Origin of the sequence: Rhodococcoides kyotonense (assembly GCF_001645385.1) — a bacterium.
Taxonomy (GTDB): domain Bacteria; phylum Actinomycetota; class Actinomycetes; order Mycobacteriales; family Mycobacteriaceae; genus Rhodococcoides; species Rhodococcoides kyotonensis_B.
The window spans coordinates 67998-83637 of record NZ_LVHI01000032.1 but is presented as its reverse complement, the minus strand read 5'-3'; the positions used below and the strand labels follow the sequence as shown (position 1 = coordinate 83637).

The 15640-nt window shown below is 66.5% G+C and carries 16 protein-coding genes and 1 tRNA gene; 11 read left to right on the top strand and 6 right to left on the bottom strand.

The window, feature by feature from the left end; all coding sequences use genetic code 11:
• Positions 1–108 precede the first annotated feature (108 nt).
• Positions 109–191, bottom strand: a tRNA-Leu gene (locus tag A3K89_RS19965).
• 175 nt (positions 192–366) lie between these two features.
• On the opposite strand from A3K89_RS19965, the gene A3K89_RS19960 reads away from it, so the two are divergent.
• From A3K89_RS19960 to pknB, 7 genes are all read left to right on the top strand, one after another.
• Complete coding sequence (locus A3K89_RS19960; protein ID WP_068429693.1) at positions 367–1662, top strand: DUF3662 and FHA domain-containing protein; 1296 nt, start codon at positions 367–369, stop codon at positions 1660–1662.
• 154 nt (positions 1663–1816) lie between these two features.
• A complete protein-coding gene (locus tag A3K89_RS19955) occupies positions 1817–2281 on the top strand; it encodes an FHA domain-containing protein FhaB/FipA (protein WP_068429692.1) in 465 nt (154 codons plus the stop codon).
• Positions 2278–3735: a PP2C family protein-serine/threonine phosphatase gene (locus A3K89_RS19950; RefSeq protein WP_068429690.1), complete on the top strand. Its 1458-nt coding sequence runs from the start codon at positions 2278–2280 to the stop codon at positions 3733–3735. The genes A3K89_RS19955 and A3K89_RS19950 overlap by 4 nt, the downstream gene beginning before the upstream one ends.
• Positions 3732–5189 (top strand): FtsW/RodA/SpoVE family cell cycle protein, encoded by a 1458-nt coding sequence (locus tag A3K89_RS19945; RefSeq protein WP_068429689.1) that lies wholly within the window; start codon positions 3732–3734, stop codon positions 5187–5189. The genes A3K89_RS19950 and A3K89_RS19945 overlap by 4 nt, the downstream gene beginning before the upstream one ends.
• On the top strand, positions 5186–6673 hold the full coding sequence (locus A3K89_RS19940; RefSeq protein ID WP_068429687.1) for a peptidoglycan D,D-transpeptidase FtsI family protein: 1488 nt from the start codon (positions 5186–5188) through the stop codon (positions 6671–6673). Before A3K89_RS19945 ends, A3K89_RS19940 begins: the two co-directional genes overlap by 4 nt.
• 4 nt (positions 6674–6677) lie before the next feature.
• Entirely contained in the window at positions 6678–8108 is a 1431-nt protein-coding gene (locus A3K89_RS19935) for a serine/threonine-protein kinase (protein WP_068429686.1), read from the top strand.
• Positions 8105–10027: a Stk1 family PASTA domain-containing Ser/Thr kinase gene (gene pknB / locus A3K89_RS19930; protein WP_068429684.1), complete on the top strand. Its 1923-nt coding sequence runs from the start codon at positions 8105–8107 to the stop codon at positions 10025–10027. The genes A3K89_RS19935 and pknB overlap by 4 nt, the downstream gene beginning before the upstream one ends.
• Positions 10028–10190: 163 nt before the next feature.
• Here pknB and A3K89_RS19925 read toward each other — a convergent pair whose 3' ends face one another.
• Together A3K89_RS19925 and A3K89_RS19920 are read right to left on the bottom strand one after the other, a co-directional pair.
• The gene (locus A3K89_RS19925) at positions 10191–10847 is read right to left on the bottom strand and encodes an aminodeoxychorismate/anthranilate synthase component II (protein WP_068429683.1); all 657 of its coding nucleotides are present in this window, start codon (positions 10845–10847) and stop codon (positions 10191–10193) included.
• 38 nt (positions 10848–10885) lie between these two features.
• The gene (locus A3K89_RS19920) at positions 10886–11638 is read right to left on the bottom strand and encodes a DUF881 domain-containing protein (protein WP_068429682.1); all 753 of its coding nucleotides are present in this window, start codon (positions 11636–11638) and stop codon (positions 10886–10888) included.
• Between the two features lie 191 nt (positions 11639–11829).
• On the opposite strand from A3K89_RS19920, the gene crgA reads away from it, so the two are divergent.
• Positions 11830–12093, top strand: coding sequence for a cell division protein CrgA (crgA, locus tag A3K89_RS19915; protein WP_068429680.1), 264 nt, complete (start codon positions 11830–11832; stop codon positions 12091–12093).
• 45 nt (positions 12094–12138) lie between these two features.
• Positions 12139–12621: a PH domain-containing protein gene (locus A3K89_RS19910; RefSeq protein ID WP_068429677.1), complete on the top strand. Its 483-nt coding sequence runs from the start codon at positions 12139–12141 to the stop codon at positions 12619–12621.
• Here A3K89_RS19910 and map read toward each other — a convergent pair.
• Positions 12618–13385: a type I methionyl aminopeptidase gene (gene map / locus A3K89_RS19905; protein ID WP_068429675.1), complete on the bottom strand. Its 768-nt coding sequence runs from the start codon at positions 13383–13385 to the stop codon at positions 12618–12620. The two genes, A3K89_RS19910 and map, sit on opposite strands and share 4 nt — an antisense overlap.
• A 66-nt stretch (positions 13386–13451) precedes the next feature.
• Between map and A3K89_RS19900 the strand changes: the two genes are divergently transcribed.
• On the top strand, positions 13452–13715 hold the full coding sequence (locus tag A3K89_RS19900) for a helix-turn-helix domain-containing protein (RefSeq protein ID WP_068429672.1): 264 nt from the start codon (positions 13452–13454) through the stop codon (positions 13713–13715).
• 9 nt (positions 13716–13724) lie between these two features.
• Here the strand turns inward: A3K89_RS19900 and A3K89_RS19895 are convergent, their stop codons facing one another.
• On the bottom strand, positions 13725–14624 hold the full coding sequence (locus A3K89_RS19895; RefSeq protein WP_068429669.1) for a rhomboid family intramembrane serine protease: 900 nt from the start codon (positions 14622–14624) through the stop codon (positions 13725–13727).
• A gap of 29 nt (positions 14625–14653) precedes the next feature.
• Entirely contained in the window at positions 14654–15181 is a 528-nt protein-coding gene (locus A3K89_RS19890) for a peptidylprolyl isomerase (RefSeq protein ID WP_068429666.1), read from the bottom strand.
• A gap of 78 nt (positions 15182–15259) precedes the next feature.
• On the opposite strand from A3K89_RS19890, the gene A3K89_RS19885 reads away from it, so the two are divergent.
• Complete coding sequence (locus A3K89_RS19885) at positions 15260–15628, top strand: hypothetical protein (protein ID WP_068429664.1); 369 nt, start codon at positions 15260–15262, stop codon at positions 15626–15628.
• The last annotated feature ends 12 nt before the right edge of the window (positions 15629–15640 follow it).

The following is a 15640-nucleotide window of genomic DNA, read 5'->3' as shown; positions in this document are numbered from 1 at the left end:
GAAGGCAGAGTTTGCCGGGCTCGCACCGGGGGTATGAAGCGGCGGGCTGTGGACAATCCCAGAAATGACAACTGGCCGCAGCGATCGAATCAGCTGCGGCCAGTGTTGTGGGCGGAGGGGGACTTGAACCCCCACGTCCCGAAGGACACTGGCACCTGAAGCCAGCGCGTCTGCCATTCCGCCACCCGCCCGGGCGACGTCGAAAACACTAACACGCACATCCGGCAGCGATGAAATCGCGTCGTTACCAGCCCATCGGCGGCGACGCCCGGCAACCGGCAACGTATATCATGCTTGGACGACGACCTCGAGCCGACACGCGCTCGTCGGTCATAGGAGGATCGAGACCGGGAGGAGAGGTCACCCATGGGCATTGTCCAGCGCTTCGAGCGAAAGTTGCAGGGAGCGGTCGGTGACGTGTTCGCCCGCGTGTTCGGCGGCGGTGTGGTTCCGCAAGAAGTGGAAGCCGCGCTTCAGCAGGAGGCGTCGGACCGAGTCACACAGCTCGAGAGTGGCCATTACCTCGCACCGAACAGCTATGTGATCACCATCAACAGTTCCGATCACGACGAACTGGCTGCCGACCGAGATCTGACGGTGAAGGCGTTCTCCCGTCACCTCGGCGATTACATCCGAGATCAGGGCTGGCAGACGTACGGCGACGTGGCAGTCAGATTCGAACCGTCACCCACTCTGCACACCGGACAATTCCGGGCCAGTGGTTCGGTGGATCCCGATGTGGGACGATCACCGACTGCAACCGCACGACCTCCGCGCCCGTCAGCCCCACCCCAGTCGACATCAGGAGCCGGCCCAATGACGCAGAACCCAGGCTACGACCCCAACCGCGATCCGGCCGACGGCTCTCGCCAGGATCCGCGGAGTCGTGGCGGATACCCGGCACCCGGGCAGGATCCGCGGTACGCGCAGCAGAACGGCTACGACGCGCAGGGACGCGACCAGGGCTACCGCAACGGCACGCCTTACCCGGGCAACGCGCCTCAGGACGATCGCTACGACCCGCAGTCGTACGACCAGGGCTCCTACGAGCGGGGTTACGACCAGCAGGCGTACGGACAGCAGGCCTACTCCGACCAGAACTACGCCGACCAGGGCTACGGCCAGCAGGCGTACCCGGAGCAGAACTACGGCCAGCAGGCCTACGAGGGCCAGGGTTACGCCGATCAGGGCTACGGCCAGCAGGCCTACTCGGACCAGAACTACGATCAGACGGCCTACGAGGGCCAGCGCTACGACCAGCAGGGGCGCCAGGGCTACCAGCAGCAGCCGTCGTACGACTACCCGCCGCAGCCGCAGGGCGGCTACCAGCAGGGCGGCTACCGCTACGACGAGCCCACGTACGGCGACAGCCAGGGCTTGACGGCGACGCTGCAGCTCGAGGACGGCAGCGGCCGCTACTTCCAGCTACGCGACGGCCAGAACATCATCGGCCGCGGCCAGGACGCTCAGTTCCGCCTGCCCGACACCGGCGTGTCCCGTCGCCACGTGGAAATTCGATGGGACGGACGCGTCGCGATGCTGTCGGATCTCGGCTCGACCAACGGCACGACCGTCAACGGCGCTCCGGTGCAGGACTGGCAGCTCGCCGACGGCGACGTCATCCGCGCCGGACACTCCGAGATCTTGGTCCGCATCGTTTAAACGGCCCCACCAGTATGGTGATCTCCACACGCAGCTTCACCCTAGGATGCTGCGTGAGATGCCGTGTCCGCACGACGGGCACGGCCACGGGGGCCGAATTCGGGGCTCGTCTCACCGTGAACGAACAAGATGGTGGCGAAGGAGGTGGACGGCTGTGCAGGGCTTGATTCTGCAGCTGACCCGAGCAGGCTTTCTACTGTTGCTGTGGTTCTTCGTCTGGGCCGTCCTCCGGACCCTTCGTAGCGACATCTACGCAGCGTCCGGCATGCGGATGCCCGCGCGGTACACGGGTGGCTCGAAGGTGCTCCCGTCGTTCTCCAAGCAGAAGGTTGCCAAGAATCTCGTGGTAACGCAGGGCGGTCTCGCCGGAACCCGCATTTCACTCGGCACGCAGCCGGTTCTGATCGGCCGAGCCGACGACTCGACGCTCGTGCTGACCGACGACTACGCGTCGACCCGTCATGCTCGCCTGTCGCCACGCGGCGGCGACTGGTACGTCGAGGATCTCGGTTCGACCAACGGCACCTACCTGGATCGCGCCAAGGTCACCACCGCCGTCCGCGTTCCGCTGGGCACGCCGGTGCGCGTCGGCAAGACCGTGATCGAGCTGCGCCCGTGACTCTGGTACTCCGCTATGCGGCCCGCAGCGATCGCGGACTGGTCCGTTCGAACAACGAAGATTCCGTCTATGCCGGTGCGCGCCTGTTGGCACTCGCCGACGGTATGGGCGGCCATGCGGCAGGCGAGGTCGCGTCGCAGTTGATGATCGCCGCGCTGGCGCATCTCGACGACGACGAACCGGGCGACGATCTGCTCGGCAAGCTCGAGGCAGCGACGCGCGAAGGCAACGCGTCCATCGCCGACCAGGTCGAGGACGAGCCAGAGCTCGACGGCATGGGTACGACCCTGACCGCAATTCTGTTCGCGGGCAAGAAGATCGGGCTCGTGCACATCGGCGACTCCCGTGCCTACATGTTGCGCGAGAAGAAGCTGACGCAGATCACCCGCGACGACACGTTCGTGCAATCGCTCGTCGACGAGGGACGCATCACGCCGGAACAGGCGCACACGCACCCACAGCGATCGTTGATCATGCGTGCGTTGACCGGCAACGAGATCGAGCCGACGCTCACCGTGCGCGAGGTTCGTGCCGGGGACCGCTACCTCCTGTGTTCCGACGGCCTGTCCGACGTGGTCAGCGACGAGACCATCGAGAACACGATGAACGAGGGCGACTCCGGTGAATGCGCCGACCGCCTCATCGAACTCGCGCTGCGCAGCGGTGGACCGGACAACGTGACGGTCGTCGTCGCCGACGTCATCGACCTCGACTACGGGCAGAGCCACCCGATCCTCGGCGGCGCTGCCAGCACCGAGGACGAAGAGGACTCCCCTCCCCCCAACACCGCTGCCGGACGCGCCGCGGCGATGCGGCCTCCGCGCGCGACACCCAAGCGGATCACGACGCCCCCGCCCGAGCCCGAGAAGAAGTCGCACAAGCTGCGGTGGACTCTCGTCGCGCTCGCCGTCGTCGCGCTGCTCGTGGGCGGCGCGTTCGTCGCCAACACGCTGATCCGAAACAACTACTACGTCGGTGAGGACACGGGCCGCGTCGCCGTGCTGCGCGGCGTGCCCGGATCCATCCTGGGCTATTCGCTGCAGTCCGTACACACCATCGGCTGCCTCGACGCCGAGGGCGCGTTGACGTTGACGGCGCCGGACACCGCGCCGAGCGACTGCGACGCCTTCGAGATCGACGACTTGGCACCGGCTGCGCGCGAGCAGGTTCGCGCCGGACTGCCGTCGGGACGGCTCGAGGACGCGAACGGTCAGATGTACCGCCTCGCCGACGGTGATCTGTTGCCTCCGTGCGAAGCGACCACCGAGACGGCGACGCCGACACCCACCCCGAACCAGCCGGTGACGACGCCGGAACCCGGGGCACCTCCCGTGGTTCCGACCACGGATGCTCCGCCGGCGCCGGAGGCACCGCAGCCGCCGGTCACGACCGTCGAACCCACTCCCTCGGTGCCTCAGGTGGCGGGTCAGAACTGCAGGGCCGGTACCGGATGAGTTCCAATCCATCTGTGGGCGCGTCGTTTCCGAGTCCACCGGGAGGATTCGCTCCTGCTCCGGTGCAGTCGAACCGTCGCAACGTCGAGTTGTTGCTTCTCGGTGCCGCGGTCCTGATCACGACGCTGTCGTTGATTCTGGTCGAAGCGAGCCAGGAACAAACCATCACGTGGGACATCGCGAAGTACGGACTCGCCTACCTCGCACTGGTCTCCGTGGCGCACTTGGCCGTTCGTCGGTTCGCGCCGTACGCGGATCCGTTGTTGCTGCCCATCGTGGCGTTGCTGAACGGACTCGGCCTCGTGTTGATCCATCGCCTCGATCTGGCGGATCAACAGACGGCCGCCTATCTGGGACAGGAGATTCCGTCACCCGACGCGACCCAGCAGGTGCTGTGGACGACGCTGGCGATCGCAGGTTTCATCGCCCTGCTCGTTCTGTTGCGCGATTACCGCACGTTGGCTCGCTACAGCTACACCGTCGGGCTCGCCGGCCTGGTGTTGCTGGCCATCCCCGCGATCCTGCCGTCGGCGTTCTCCGAGGTCAACGGATCGAAGATCTGGATTCGGTTGCCCGGCTTCAGTCTTCAGCCCGGTGAGTTCGCGAAGATCCTGCTGCTGATCTTCTTCGCGTCGCTCCTCGTCGCCAAGCGTGAACTGTTCACCACGGCGGGCAAACACGTCCTCGGCATGGACTTCCCGCGTGCACGCGACCTGGGTCCGATCCTGCTGGTGTGGATCGTGTCGGTCGGCGTTCTCGTGTTCGAGAAGGACCTGGGCACGTCGCTGCTGATCTTCGGCACGGTGCTGGTCATGATCTACATCGCGACCGAACGTGTCGGCTGGTTGATCATCGGCTTCGGCTTGCTCCTCGTCGGATTCCTGTTCGCGTACCAGGTGTTCGGACACGTCAAGATTCGTACCGACACGTGGCTGCACCCGTTCGACGACTACAACGACACCGGCTACCAGATCGTGCAGTCGATGTTCAGCTTCGCGACCGGTGGCCTCGCGGGCACGGGCCTGGGCAGCGGACGGCCGTCGCAGGTGCCGTTCGCGAAGACCGACTTCATCATCGCCACCGTCGGCGAGGAGCTCGGTCTGATCGGTCTCGCGGCCGTGCTGATCCTGTACCTGGTCTTCATCATCCGTGGCCTGCGGACCGCCCTCGCCGTTCGCGACAGCTTCGGCAAACTGCTGGCCGCGGGCCTGTCGTTCACCATCGCCATCCAGCTGTTCGTCGTCGTCGGCGGCGTCACCAAGCTCATCCCGCTGACCGGCCTGACGACGCCGTATCTGTCCTACGGAGGATCGTCTCTGCTCGCCAACTATCTGCTGCTCGCGCTTCTGATCAAGATTTCCGACGCCGCCCGTGAACCCGCGACGCCGAAGAAGAAGCCGGCTCCGGCCGCGCCGATCGCCGACGCACCGACCGAGATGGTGAAGCGCAAGTGAACACTCCCCTCCGGCGCGTCTCCATCGCCGTCATGGTGATGGTCGTCGCCCTTCTCGCCAACGCCACCTATCTGCAGGTCATCAAGGCGGACGATCTGCGCAGCGACCCGCGGAACTCTCGCGTCCTTCTCGACGAGTACTCCCGCCAGCGCGGGCAGATCTCGGCAGGCGGTCAGGTGCTCGCCGCGTCCGTCGCCACCGACGACCGCTACAAGTACCTGCGCACGTACCCGCCGAACCCGCTGTCGACGTCGAGCCCGTTGGCCAACGCTCCGGTCACCGGCTTCTACTCGATGCTGTTCTCGAGCAGCGGACTCGAACGCAGCGAGGACGAGGTGCTCAACGGATCCGACGACCGCCTGTTCGGCCGTCGACTGTTCGATCTGATTTCCGGCCGCGATCCTCGAGGTGGCAACGTCGTCACCACGATCGATCCTGTCGTCCAACAGGTCGCGTACGACCAGCTGACCTCGCGCGGATACACCGGTTCCGTCGTCGCGATCGAGCCGTCGACCGGCAACATCCTCGCGATGGCGTCGACACCCAGTTACGACCCGAACACTCTCGCCAGCCACGACGGCGAGCAGACGACCGCAGCGTGGGACGCCCTCAACGCCGATCCGGACAAGCCGTTGCTCAATCGCGCGATCTCGGCGACGTACCCGCCGGGTTCGACGTTCAAGGTTCTGGTCACCGCTGCAGCACTCGAAGAGGGCGCGACGCCGGACGATCAGCTCACCGCCGCGCCGAACATCACGCTGCCCGGCACCGAGACGACCCTCGAGAACTACAACGGCAGCACGTGTGGCGGGGCACCGACCGCGTCGCTGCGGGAAGCGTTCGCCCGGTCGTGCAACACCGCCTTCGTGGAGCTCGGCATCAAGACGGGTGCCGACGCGTTGCGCGACACGGCGTCGGCGTTCGGCATCGGTTCCGAGACGACGTCCGTACCGCTGCCCGTCGCAGACAGCACGATCGGTTCGATTCCCGACGACGCCGCCCTCGGCCAGACGAGCATCGGCCAGCGCGACGTGGCGCTGACGCCGTTGCAGGACGCGATCATCGCGGCGACCGTCGCCAACGGCGGAGTCCGCATGGCACCGCATATGGTCGCGCAACTTCAGTCCCCCGACCTGTCGGATCTGGCGACGACGACGCCGCAGTCCGAAGGGCAGGCGATCAGCCCCGAGACTGCTGCGACGCTGACGTCGTTGATGGTCGGCGCCGAGAACAACGCCGGATCCGAAGGCAAGATCCCCGGCGTGCAGATCGCGTCGAAGACCGGAACGGCCGAGCACGGCACCGACCCGAGGAACACGCCTCCGCACGCGTGGTACATCGGGTTCGCACCTGCCGACAACCCCAAGATCGCGATTGCCGTCATTGTCGAGGACGGCGGCGACCGGGCACTCGCCGCGACGGGTGGTTCGGTGGCCGCCCCGGTGGGACGCGCCGTCATCGCGGCCGGATTGCAGGGGAGGTGACGTCATGCCGTTGAGCAACGGTGCACTGATCGCACAGCGCTACCGACTGATCCGACTGATCGCCACGGGCGGCATGGGTCAGGTCTGGGAAGCGATGGACACCAGGCTGGACCGCAAGGTCGCCGTGAAGGTCCTCAAGGCCGAGTTCTCCGAGGACCCGGAGTTCCTGCAGAGGTTCCGGTTCGAGGCGCGAACGACCGCCCAGCTCAACCACTCCGGCATCGCAGGCGTCTACGACTACGGCGAGACCCGGGACGAAGCAGGCGAGTCGCTCGCGTACCTCGTCATGGAACTCGTCAACGGAGAACCGCTCAACGCGGTGCTCGGACGCGTCGGCCGACTGCCGCTCGGTCACGCCCTCGACATGCTCGAGCAGACCGGTCGAGCGCTGCAGGTCGCGCACTCCACGGGCGTCGTGCACCGCGACGTCAAGCCCGGCAACATCATGATCACGCCTGCAGGCCAGGTGAAGATCACCGACTTCGGTATCGCCAAGGCAGTCGACGCGTCGCCCGTCACCAAGACCGGCATGGTCATGGGCACGGCCCAGTACATCGCACCCGAGCAGGCTCTCGGCAGCGAAGCGACCGCGGCCAGCGATGTCTATTCGCTCGGTGCCGTCGGCTACGAGGCGTTGTCGGGATCGCGGCCGTTCACCGGCGAAGGCGCCCTGACGGTGGCGATGAAGCACGTCCGCGAGATGCCTGCTCCGCTCCCGACCGACCTTCCGCCGCACGTGCGCGAGCTCATCGAGATCACGATGGCCAAGGATCCCGTCGCGCGCTACTCCAACGGCGGCGAGTTCGCCGACGCCGTGGCCGCCGTCCGCGCGGGCCGTCGCCCACCCGCCCCCGGGAACGGACGAGGACCGGGAACCGGACGCGTGATGATGCCCGGTGTCGTCGCACCCAGCAGTACGCAGATGATGCCGACGTCGCAGAACCAGTACTCGGGACCGCAGACCGGCGCGGCGGTCACACCGTCGCCGGACGAGAAGTCCGGCATGACGAGTGCGCAGAAGGCGCTCGCGTGGGGCGGTGCCGGTCTGCTCGTTCTCGCGCTGCTGATCGGTGGGTTCGTCCTGTTGAACGGGCGTGACGACACGCCCGCCCCGTTCACGCCGCCGACGACGACCACCGCACGGCCTACGACCACGACGACCACCGTCGAACCGACGACCGAGCCGCCGACCACACGGCCGACGACCACGACTGCGGAACCGACGACCACCACACCCGAGCCGACCACCACCACACCCGAACCCACCACGACGACGCAGCCGCCGACGACGACAGCTGCTCCGACGACCACGACGGGTGGCGGCTTCACCTTGCCCAGCTTCACGTTGCCCGGGCTGCCGGGCGCAGGCGACGAGGACAGCCAGGGCGAGGAACCCTCGAACCCCTTCATGCCAGATCGACAAGGACAGCGATGACGACTCCCCGCAATCTCTCATCCCGGTACGAGCTGGGCGAGATTCTCGGCTTCGGTGGCATGTCCGAGGTCCATCTGGCGCGCGACGAACGACTGGATCGCGACGTCGCCATCAAGGTTCTGCGTGCCGATCTCGCGCGTGACCCTACGTTCTACCTGAGGTTCCGCCGTGAAGCTCAGAACGCAGCAGCACTCAACCACCCGGCCATCGTCGCCGTGTACGACACCGGTGAGGCCGAAACCGAAGCCGGTCCGCTGCCGTTCATCGTCATGGAGTACGTGGACGGGCACACCCTGCGCGACATCGTGCGCGCGGAAGGCCCGATGGCACCGCGTCGTGCGATGGAAGTGATCGCCGACGTCTGTGCCGCGCTCGACTTCAGCCACCGCAACGGCATCGTGCACCGCGATGTCAAACCCGCGAACGTGATGATCAACAACGCGGGCGCGGTCAAGGTGATGGACTTCGGCATCGCCCGAGCCATCGCCGACAGTTCGAGCCCGATGACGCAGACCGCCGCGGTGATCGGCACGGCGCAGTATCTGTCGCCCGAGCAGGCCAGGGGCGAGCAGGTCGACGCGCGTTCCGACGTCTACTCCCTCGGCTGCGTCCTGTACGAAGTGCTCACCGGCGAGCCGCCGTTCAAGGGTGACTCACCCGTCGCCGTCGCGTACCAGCACGTCCGCGAGGATCCGCAGCTGCCGTCGCGCGTCAACCCGTCGGTGCCGCGTGAACTGGACTCCATCATCTTGAAGGCGATGGCGAAGAACCCGGCGAACCGCTACCAGACCGCCGCCGAGATGCGGACCGACCTCGTCCGTGTTCTCGGTGGGCAGCGACCGAGTGCGCCCACGGTTATGAACGACGAGGACCGCACGACGATCCTCGGCTCGATGGATTCGCGTTCGTCGCACAGCTCCGAATCGCGGGCCGTGTCGACGTCCGGGGGACGGCATTCCGACGGCCGCGACGACCAACCGAAGCGACGCGGACTCCGCATCGCGTTGTTCAGCCTCGCCGCAGTCGTCGTCATCGGCATCGTCGGCGCGTTCCTGTGGTCGCTCGGTCCCGGATCTAGTCCGGACCGCGTGTCCATTCCCGACGTCACCAACCTGTCCTCGTCCGACGCCGAATCGCGCCTGCTCGAGGCGGATCTGCGCGTCGCCATCCAGGAGAAGGCCGACGCGACCGTTCCCGCAGGCAACGTCATCACGACACGGCCGGGCGCCGGCTCCCAGGTCGACTCGAAGAGCACCGTCAACCTCGAAGTGTCGACGGGCCCGGAGCAGGTGCAGGTACCGCAGCTGAACGGCAAGACGCAGCAGCAAGCCGCGCAGGCCCTGTCCGCGCTCGGGCTCGAACTCGACGGAAACGTCGGGCGAGCAGCGTCGACGCCGGAGAACCTCGACAAGGTCGTCGACCAGAACCCGTCGTCCGGTGTGAGTATCACGGTCGGTTCCGCGGTTCGAGTGACGCTCGGAAGCGGGCCGGCTCAGGTTCGCGTGCCCGACGTCGTCGGACAGCAACTCGAGGTCGCACAGCCGAACATCGAAGGCGCCGGATTCAAGGTGCAGGTCGAGAACATCGACTCGAGTCAGCCCGCCGGGCACGTCGTGTCGACGTCGCCCACGGGTGGATCGAACGCCACGGACGGCGACACGATCACCCTGCGCGTGTCCAACGGCGACAAGATCCCGATGCCGGACCTACTCGGACTGACGCCGACGCAGGCACGGGATGCGCTCGAGGCCGCCGGATGGACGGGAACCAGCTCGAGCATCACCTCGACGAACCAGAGCACGCTCGACCCGACGCTCGTCGGCAAAGTCGTCAATCAGGCCGAGCCCGCCGGGTCGGAGATCACGAAGCAGCAGAGCCTGAGCATCAGCGTCGGCACTTTGGGAATCCCGCCGCGATAGTGCGCTCCGCCGCCTCGATGGGTCGTTCCTGCAGGCTCCACTCCCGGCTTCGCCGCCTCGATGGGTCGTTCCTGCAGGCTCCACTCCCGGCTTCGCCGCCTCGATGGGTCGTTCCTGCAGGCTCCACTCCCGGCCGTGCGCGAATAGTTGGAACCTGGGCCAACTAAGCACGCACGGGTGACGCAGCCGCACTCGCGACCTGCGCCTCGAGCTCACGCACCAGACCGTCGTTCAGCTCCATGCCGCAGACCGCGAGCCAGTTCGCCAGCATCCGGTGACCGCCCTCGGTGAGGATCGACTCGGGGTGGAACTGGACACCGTGGATCGGCAGCTCGCGGTGACGCATCGCCATGACCAACCCGGTATCGGTGCGGCCGGTGACTTCGAGAACGTCGGGAACGGTGTCGGCCAGAACCGTCAGCGAGTGATACCGCGTCGCGGTGAACGGTTCCTCCAGGCCGGCCAGCACGCCTTCGCCCGAATGATGAACCTTGCTGGTCTTGCCGTGCAGCAACTCGGGTGCACGGTCGACGGTACCGCCGAATGCAGCACCGATCGCCTGGTGGCCGAGGCACACCCCGAGCAGAGGCGTGCGTGCTTTCGCCGCAGCTTCGACCAGGTCCATCGTCGCGCCCGCTCGCTGCGGCGTACCCGGTCCCGGGCTCAGCAGAATGCCGTCGAACTCCTCGGCGACGGCGTCGCGGTCGGCGAGCCGGTCGTCGTCGTTGCGCCACACCGTCGCGTCGACCCCCAGCTGCCCGAGGTACTGCACGAGGTTGAAGACGAAGCTGTCGTAGTTGTCGACGACCAGGATGCGCATACGGCAAGGATAGGCGAGCCGCTCGACACGAGCCGACGTCACCTCGCGGGCTGAGCGAACCTCGTCCGGACGACTCCCGTGTAGCCCGGCACCGAGAGCTCGTCCGCCGATCTCGCCTCGTATCCGAGCCCGTACCGCTGCGCGTACTGCTGGTACACGCGGACGCCCCGGTCGTTGTCGAGGGCCGCCGTCAGTCTTCGAGGATCGCCGAGGGCAGTGACGACGTACGGCGGACTGTAGGTGCGGCCACCGAGCAGCAGCGTGTTCCCGATGCATCTGGGTGCGATCTCGCTGACGATCCGTTGGTCCTGCATCGCGATCGCCGACGCGCCCCCGGTCCACAGCGCGTTCAATACGCTCTGAACGTCCTGTTGATGAACGACGAGGTCGTCAGGTCTGGCGTCGGTCGCGTAACGGCCGTCGGCGCCGCGCGACGCGTCGGTCAGCGTGACGACGACGCCCGCGCCCGACTCCGGGTGCAAACCCGCCGCACCGCCCAGCGCGTCGGACTGTGCGAGGGCGTCGCCCACCTCGGCGTCTCGTGAACCGGCCGAACTCTGCAACTCCTCGAGCCGACGCGTCAGCTCGGCGCGGGTGGCCTCGGCTTCGTCGGTGCTGCTCTGCGCGCCCCGTACGAGGTCCGACACCCGGGTCGTGTCCGACCTGCGGATTTCGTCGCCCGCAGAGATCTGCCTGGTCGTCGCGAGCAGTATTCCGGTCACGACGCACACGACGACCACCATGATCTGCCAGACGCGGTCCGTCGGATGCTGTCGGTGATGGTCGGTCATGTCGAAAGTCCGGTGCTCTCCCCCACGAAAGTCCTGCGCTAGCGTGTACTGGACGAGTATCGCCACGTGCGACGCTCTCTCCGCAAGCAGACGCTACCCGCTCGCGCGCACAGGCGTTGTCCACAGTCTGTCCCATGGTTGTCCACAGGCGAGACGACGTCCGCGAGCAACGACGACGAAGGGGTTCACCCATGCCCAAATCGAAGGTTCGCAAGAAGAAGGACTACACGGTCGCCCCGGCGACCCGAACGCCCGGCTCCGTGAAAGCGGGCCCGTCGAGCACCCTCTACGTGTCGGTCATGCTCGGATTGATGCTGGTAGGGCTCCTGTGGCTGCTCGTCTACTACCTCGCTGCCGAGAACCTTCCGTGGATGGACGCACTCGGTGCGTGGAACTTCCTGATCGGTTTCGGATTCATGGTCGTCGGGCTCGTCATGACCATGCGGTGGCGATGACGACGGGACGCTCCCGCCTAGTTACACACATGTCATTCACTAACAATGTGGATAACTACTGTGGATAAATCGTCGAACCATCCACAGGATGTGCACAACTTGTCCTGGGCGACGCCGATGGCGGCAGTGATCGCACTCGCGGTCGGCGGATTCGTGCTGGTCATCGTCGCGTTCGTCACAGATGTCGATCCTGCCGGTCGATTTCTCGTGTCGGCTGCGGCCCTCGGCCTGTGGATAATTGCTGGATTGGCAGCATTCCAGCGGCCGCGGCTGTGGATAGACGGTGGATCGTTGTCGATGAAGCGTCTGTCGGGGGTGCACACCTACCGAGCCGACGAGGTCAGCCGGATCAAGCTCGTCCGCTACCCACGCCTGGGTCGACGCGTCCCGATGCTCGAACTCGATCTCCGCCGAGCCGGCGAGGACGACTACCGGCTCGTCATCCTCGGTCGCTGGGACCTCGGCGCCGATCCACGGGACGTGTACGACGCCCTCGAGCAACATGGGTTCGTGCCACCGCATCGTTAGATGCGGGTGAGCACCTCCACGCCGTCCTCGGTGATGGCGATCGTGTGCTCGCTGTGTGCGGTCCGGCACCCGGTCGCGCTACGCAGAGTCCAGCCGTCGTCGTCGGTGACCAGTTCGTCGGTGTCCACCATGACCCACGGCTCCAGCGCGAGAAGAAGTCCCGGTCGGAGCGTGTATCCACGGCCGGGGCGTCCGGTGTTCGACACGTGCGGATCCTGATGCATCGTCGACCCGATGCCGTGACCGCCGAATTCGGTGTTGACCGAGTAGCCGGCGTCGTGAAGCACGGTTCCGATGGCGTGCGAGACGTCTCCCATGCGCACCCCCGGCCCCGCGGCCGCGATACCCGCGGCGAGTGCGCGTTCGGTCGCGTCGATCAGCGCGACGCTCTCCGCAGGCCGCGCGTCGCCGACGATGAAGCTGATCGCGGAATCGGCAGCGAGACCACCGGTGATCACGGCCAGATCGAGGGACAGCAGATCGCCGTCGGCAAGCGTGTAGTCGTGTGGCTTGCCGTGCAGCACAGCGTCGTTCACCCCGGTGCAGATGTAGTGCCCGAAGGGTCCGCGGCCGAACGACGGCGCATAGTCGACGTAGCAGGACTCGGCGCCCGCGCCCAGAATCATCTCTTTCGTCCACCGGTCGATGTCCAGCAGGTTGGTTCCGACGGTGGCCCGTTGCTTCATCGTCTGCAAGATTTCGGCGACGAACGCGCCTGCCTTCCTCGCCTGCGGCAGCTGGCTGGAACTCAGAATCTCGATCATGGGGCGCCTTCCTCGTGAAACCAATAACTATCCCGGTCATATTATCCCGGTATTAGTATTGGCGACATGGTCAGGTTGCCACTCACACCCGTGGAGGTCGAGCGAGGTCAGCGTCTCGGCTCCCTCCTGCGTCGAGCTCGGGGCTCTCGTTCGATGCTCGAGACCGCCCTCGATGCAGGGGTGTCACCGGAAACTCTGAGGAAGATCGAATCGGGCCGGGTCGCGACGCCCGCGTTCCCGACCATCGCGGCCATCGCCGACGTCCTCGGCCTGTCGCTCGACGAGGTGTGGACGGAGATCAACGCTCCCGCGGCGCGCGAAGCGTCGTAGACGTCGGTTCTAGATACCCATCTGGGCACGGATGTCGAGGATGCGCACCGCGATGATCGCCAGGGCGACGACCGCAACCGCGGCAACTCCCGCCCACGCCACCTTCGGCGACCGCGTGCGGCTCGGCAGAAACACGACGGCTGCGGTAGCGGCGGCTCCTGCCACGAGCCCGCCCATGTGTCCCCACAGCGAGATCCCCGGGATCGAGATGCTGATGACGATGTTGAGACCGATGATGACCAGGACCGGCGTCGGGCTGCGCTTCAGTCGCAGCAGCACGACGGCCTGAGCACCCAGAAGACCGAAGATCGCACCCGACGCGCCCACCGTGACGGCGCCGGGCGACTCGAGGACCAGCACCGACGCACTGCCGCCGAGCAGCGACACGACGTACACCGCGACGTAGCGGGCCTTACCGAGGATCGCTTCGAGATCGCGACCGATGATGTACAGCGCGAACATGTTCACGAGCAGGTGGATGGGCCCGTAGTGCAGGAATCCGCTGCCGATGACGCGCTGGACGTCGCCGGTGGCGACCAGAGGCGCGTACAGGGCCCACTGCTGGAACAGCGCGGACCCGCGAGTGTTCTCCATCAACGAGCCGGACTGTGCGGCGGTGACCGCGAAGGCCAGCACGTTGAGGCCCATGATGATGTACGTGACCAGGCCGTACCTGGACGACGCAGGCGCGCCGACGACGGTACGCACCGGCGCGGCCGACCGGTTGGCGGCCTGAATGCAGTCGACGCAGTGCTGACCGACCGCTGCCGGGCGCAGACACTCCGGGCAGGCGGGTCTGCCACAACGCGAGCAGGCAAGACCCGTGGGTCGATCGGGATGCCGAACGCACCTCGACTGAGGTGGGGTGGGCTGATCGCCGGGCGCGCCACCCCAGCCGGGGTTCGTCATGTATCGAGTTCCTTCTGTGGGAGAAACCGTCAGGAAATCGTGATGCTGTTGATCTTGACCTCGTCCACCGGGCGGTCGCCGCGGCCGACAGCGGTACCGGAGATCTCGTCGACGACCTTCTTCGACGCCTCGTCGGTGACCTCGCCGAAGATGGTGTGGCGACGGTTCAGGTGGGGCGTCTTCACCGTGGTGATGAAGAACTGCGAGCCGTTGGTGCCCGGGCCCGCGTTGGCCATGGCCAGCAGGTAGGGGCGGTCGAACGACAGTTCCGGGTGGAACTCGTCGCCGAACTTGTAGCCCGGTCCGCCGGTTCCGGTGCCCGTCGGGTCACCGCCCTGGATCATGAAGTTGTCGATGACGCGGTGGAAGATCGCGCCGTCGTAGAACGGGCCGGAGTTTCCGCCGGACGCGTTGGTGGTCGTGTACTCCTTCGAGCCGTCGGCGAGGCCGACGAAGTTCTCGACCGTCTTCGGCGCGTGATTGCCGAACAGTTCGATGACGATGTCGCCGCGGTTGGTGTGCAGCGTTGCCGTGGATGTCTTGTTTGGTGAAGTCACACCACCATCGTGCCATTGTCGCCGCTCCTCGTGGCCGGGTGCCGGGGCATGACTGCCTCTATATGGAACAGTGGTGTCATGACCAGCACATCGAAGGTTCGCGACGTCGCCGTCGGCACGGGTGGCAATTTGCTGCATGCGGCGAGGATCGCCAGCACCGGACCTGCCGGTATCGGTGCCGCAGTCGCTACGCGGGGCTACTCGCTCGCCCGCACCGAGCTCGCGCGTCGGAAGAAGGCGAAGAAGCAGAAAGCACGGTCGACGGCGGGTGTGTCCCGACGGACTCGCCGTCTGGTCGTCTTCGGAACCTTGTTCGGTGCTGCAGCAGGTGCGGCCTTTCTCGCCACCAAGCGTCGACGGACCGTCCAGCCTCCCGCCGACGCGCCGCCCAGCCTGTCCGACTACGCCGACGACACCCCACGCATCGTCGAGACACCGCAGGTCTGAACGGGTCATTGC

What these genes read in the sequence shown, in the direction of transcription:
- A3K89_RS19900 (WP_068429672.1), top strand. Translation starts at nt 13,452, where the DNA reads ATGGTCAGGTTGCCACTCACACCCGTGGAGGTCGAGCGAGGTCAGCGT.
- A3K89_RS19895 (WP_068429669.1), bottom strand. Translation starts at nt 14,624, where the DNA reads ATGACGAACCCCGGCTGGGGTGGCGCGCCCGGCGATCAGCCCACCCCA.
- A3K89_RS19920 (WP_068429682.1), bottom strand. Translation starts at nt 11,638, where the DNA reads ATGACCGACCATCACCGACAGCATCCGACGGACCGCGTCTGGCAGATC.
- A3K89_RS19910 (WP_068429677.1), top strand. Translation starts at nt 12,139, where the DNA reads ATGTGGATAACTACTGTGGATAAATCGTCGAACCATCCACAGGATGTG.
- A3K89_RS19885 (WP_068429664.1), top strand. Translation starts at nt 15,260, where the DNA reads ATGACCAGCACATCGAAGGTTCGCGACGTCGCCGTCGGCACGGGTGGC.
- crgA (WP_068429680.1), top strand. Translation starts at nt 11,830, where the DNA reads ATGCCCAAATCGAAGGTTCGCAAGAAGAAGGACTACACGGTCGCCCCG.
- pknB (WP_068429684.1), top strand. Translation starts at nt 8,105, where the DNA reads ATGACGACTCCCCGCAATCTCTCATCCCGGTACGAGCTGGGCGAGATT.
- A3K89_RS19935 (WP_068429686.1), top strand. Translation starts at nt 6,678, where the DNA reads ATGCCGTTGAGCAACGGTGCACTGATCGCACAGCGCTACCGACTGATC.
- map (WP_068429675.1), bottom strand. Translation starts at nt 13,385, where the DNA reads ATGATCGAGATTCTGAGTTCCAGCCAGCTGCCGCAGGCGAGGAAGGCA.
- A3K89_RS19945 (WP_068429689.1), top strand. Translation starts at nt 3,732, where the DNA reads ATGAGTTCCAATCCATCTGTGGGCGCGTCGTTTCCGAGTCCACCGGGA.
- A3K89_RS19925 (WP_068429683.1), bottom strand. Translation starts at nt 10,847, where the DNA reads ATGCGCATCCTGGTCGTCGACAACTACGACAGCTTCGTCTTCAACCTC.
- A3K89_RS19960 (WP_068429693.1), top strand. Translation starts at nt 367, where the DNA reads ATGGGCATTGTCCAGCGCTTCGAGCGAAAGTTGCAGGGAGCGGTCGGT.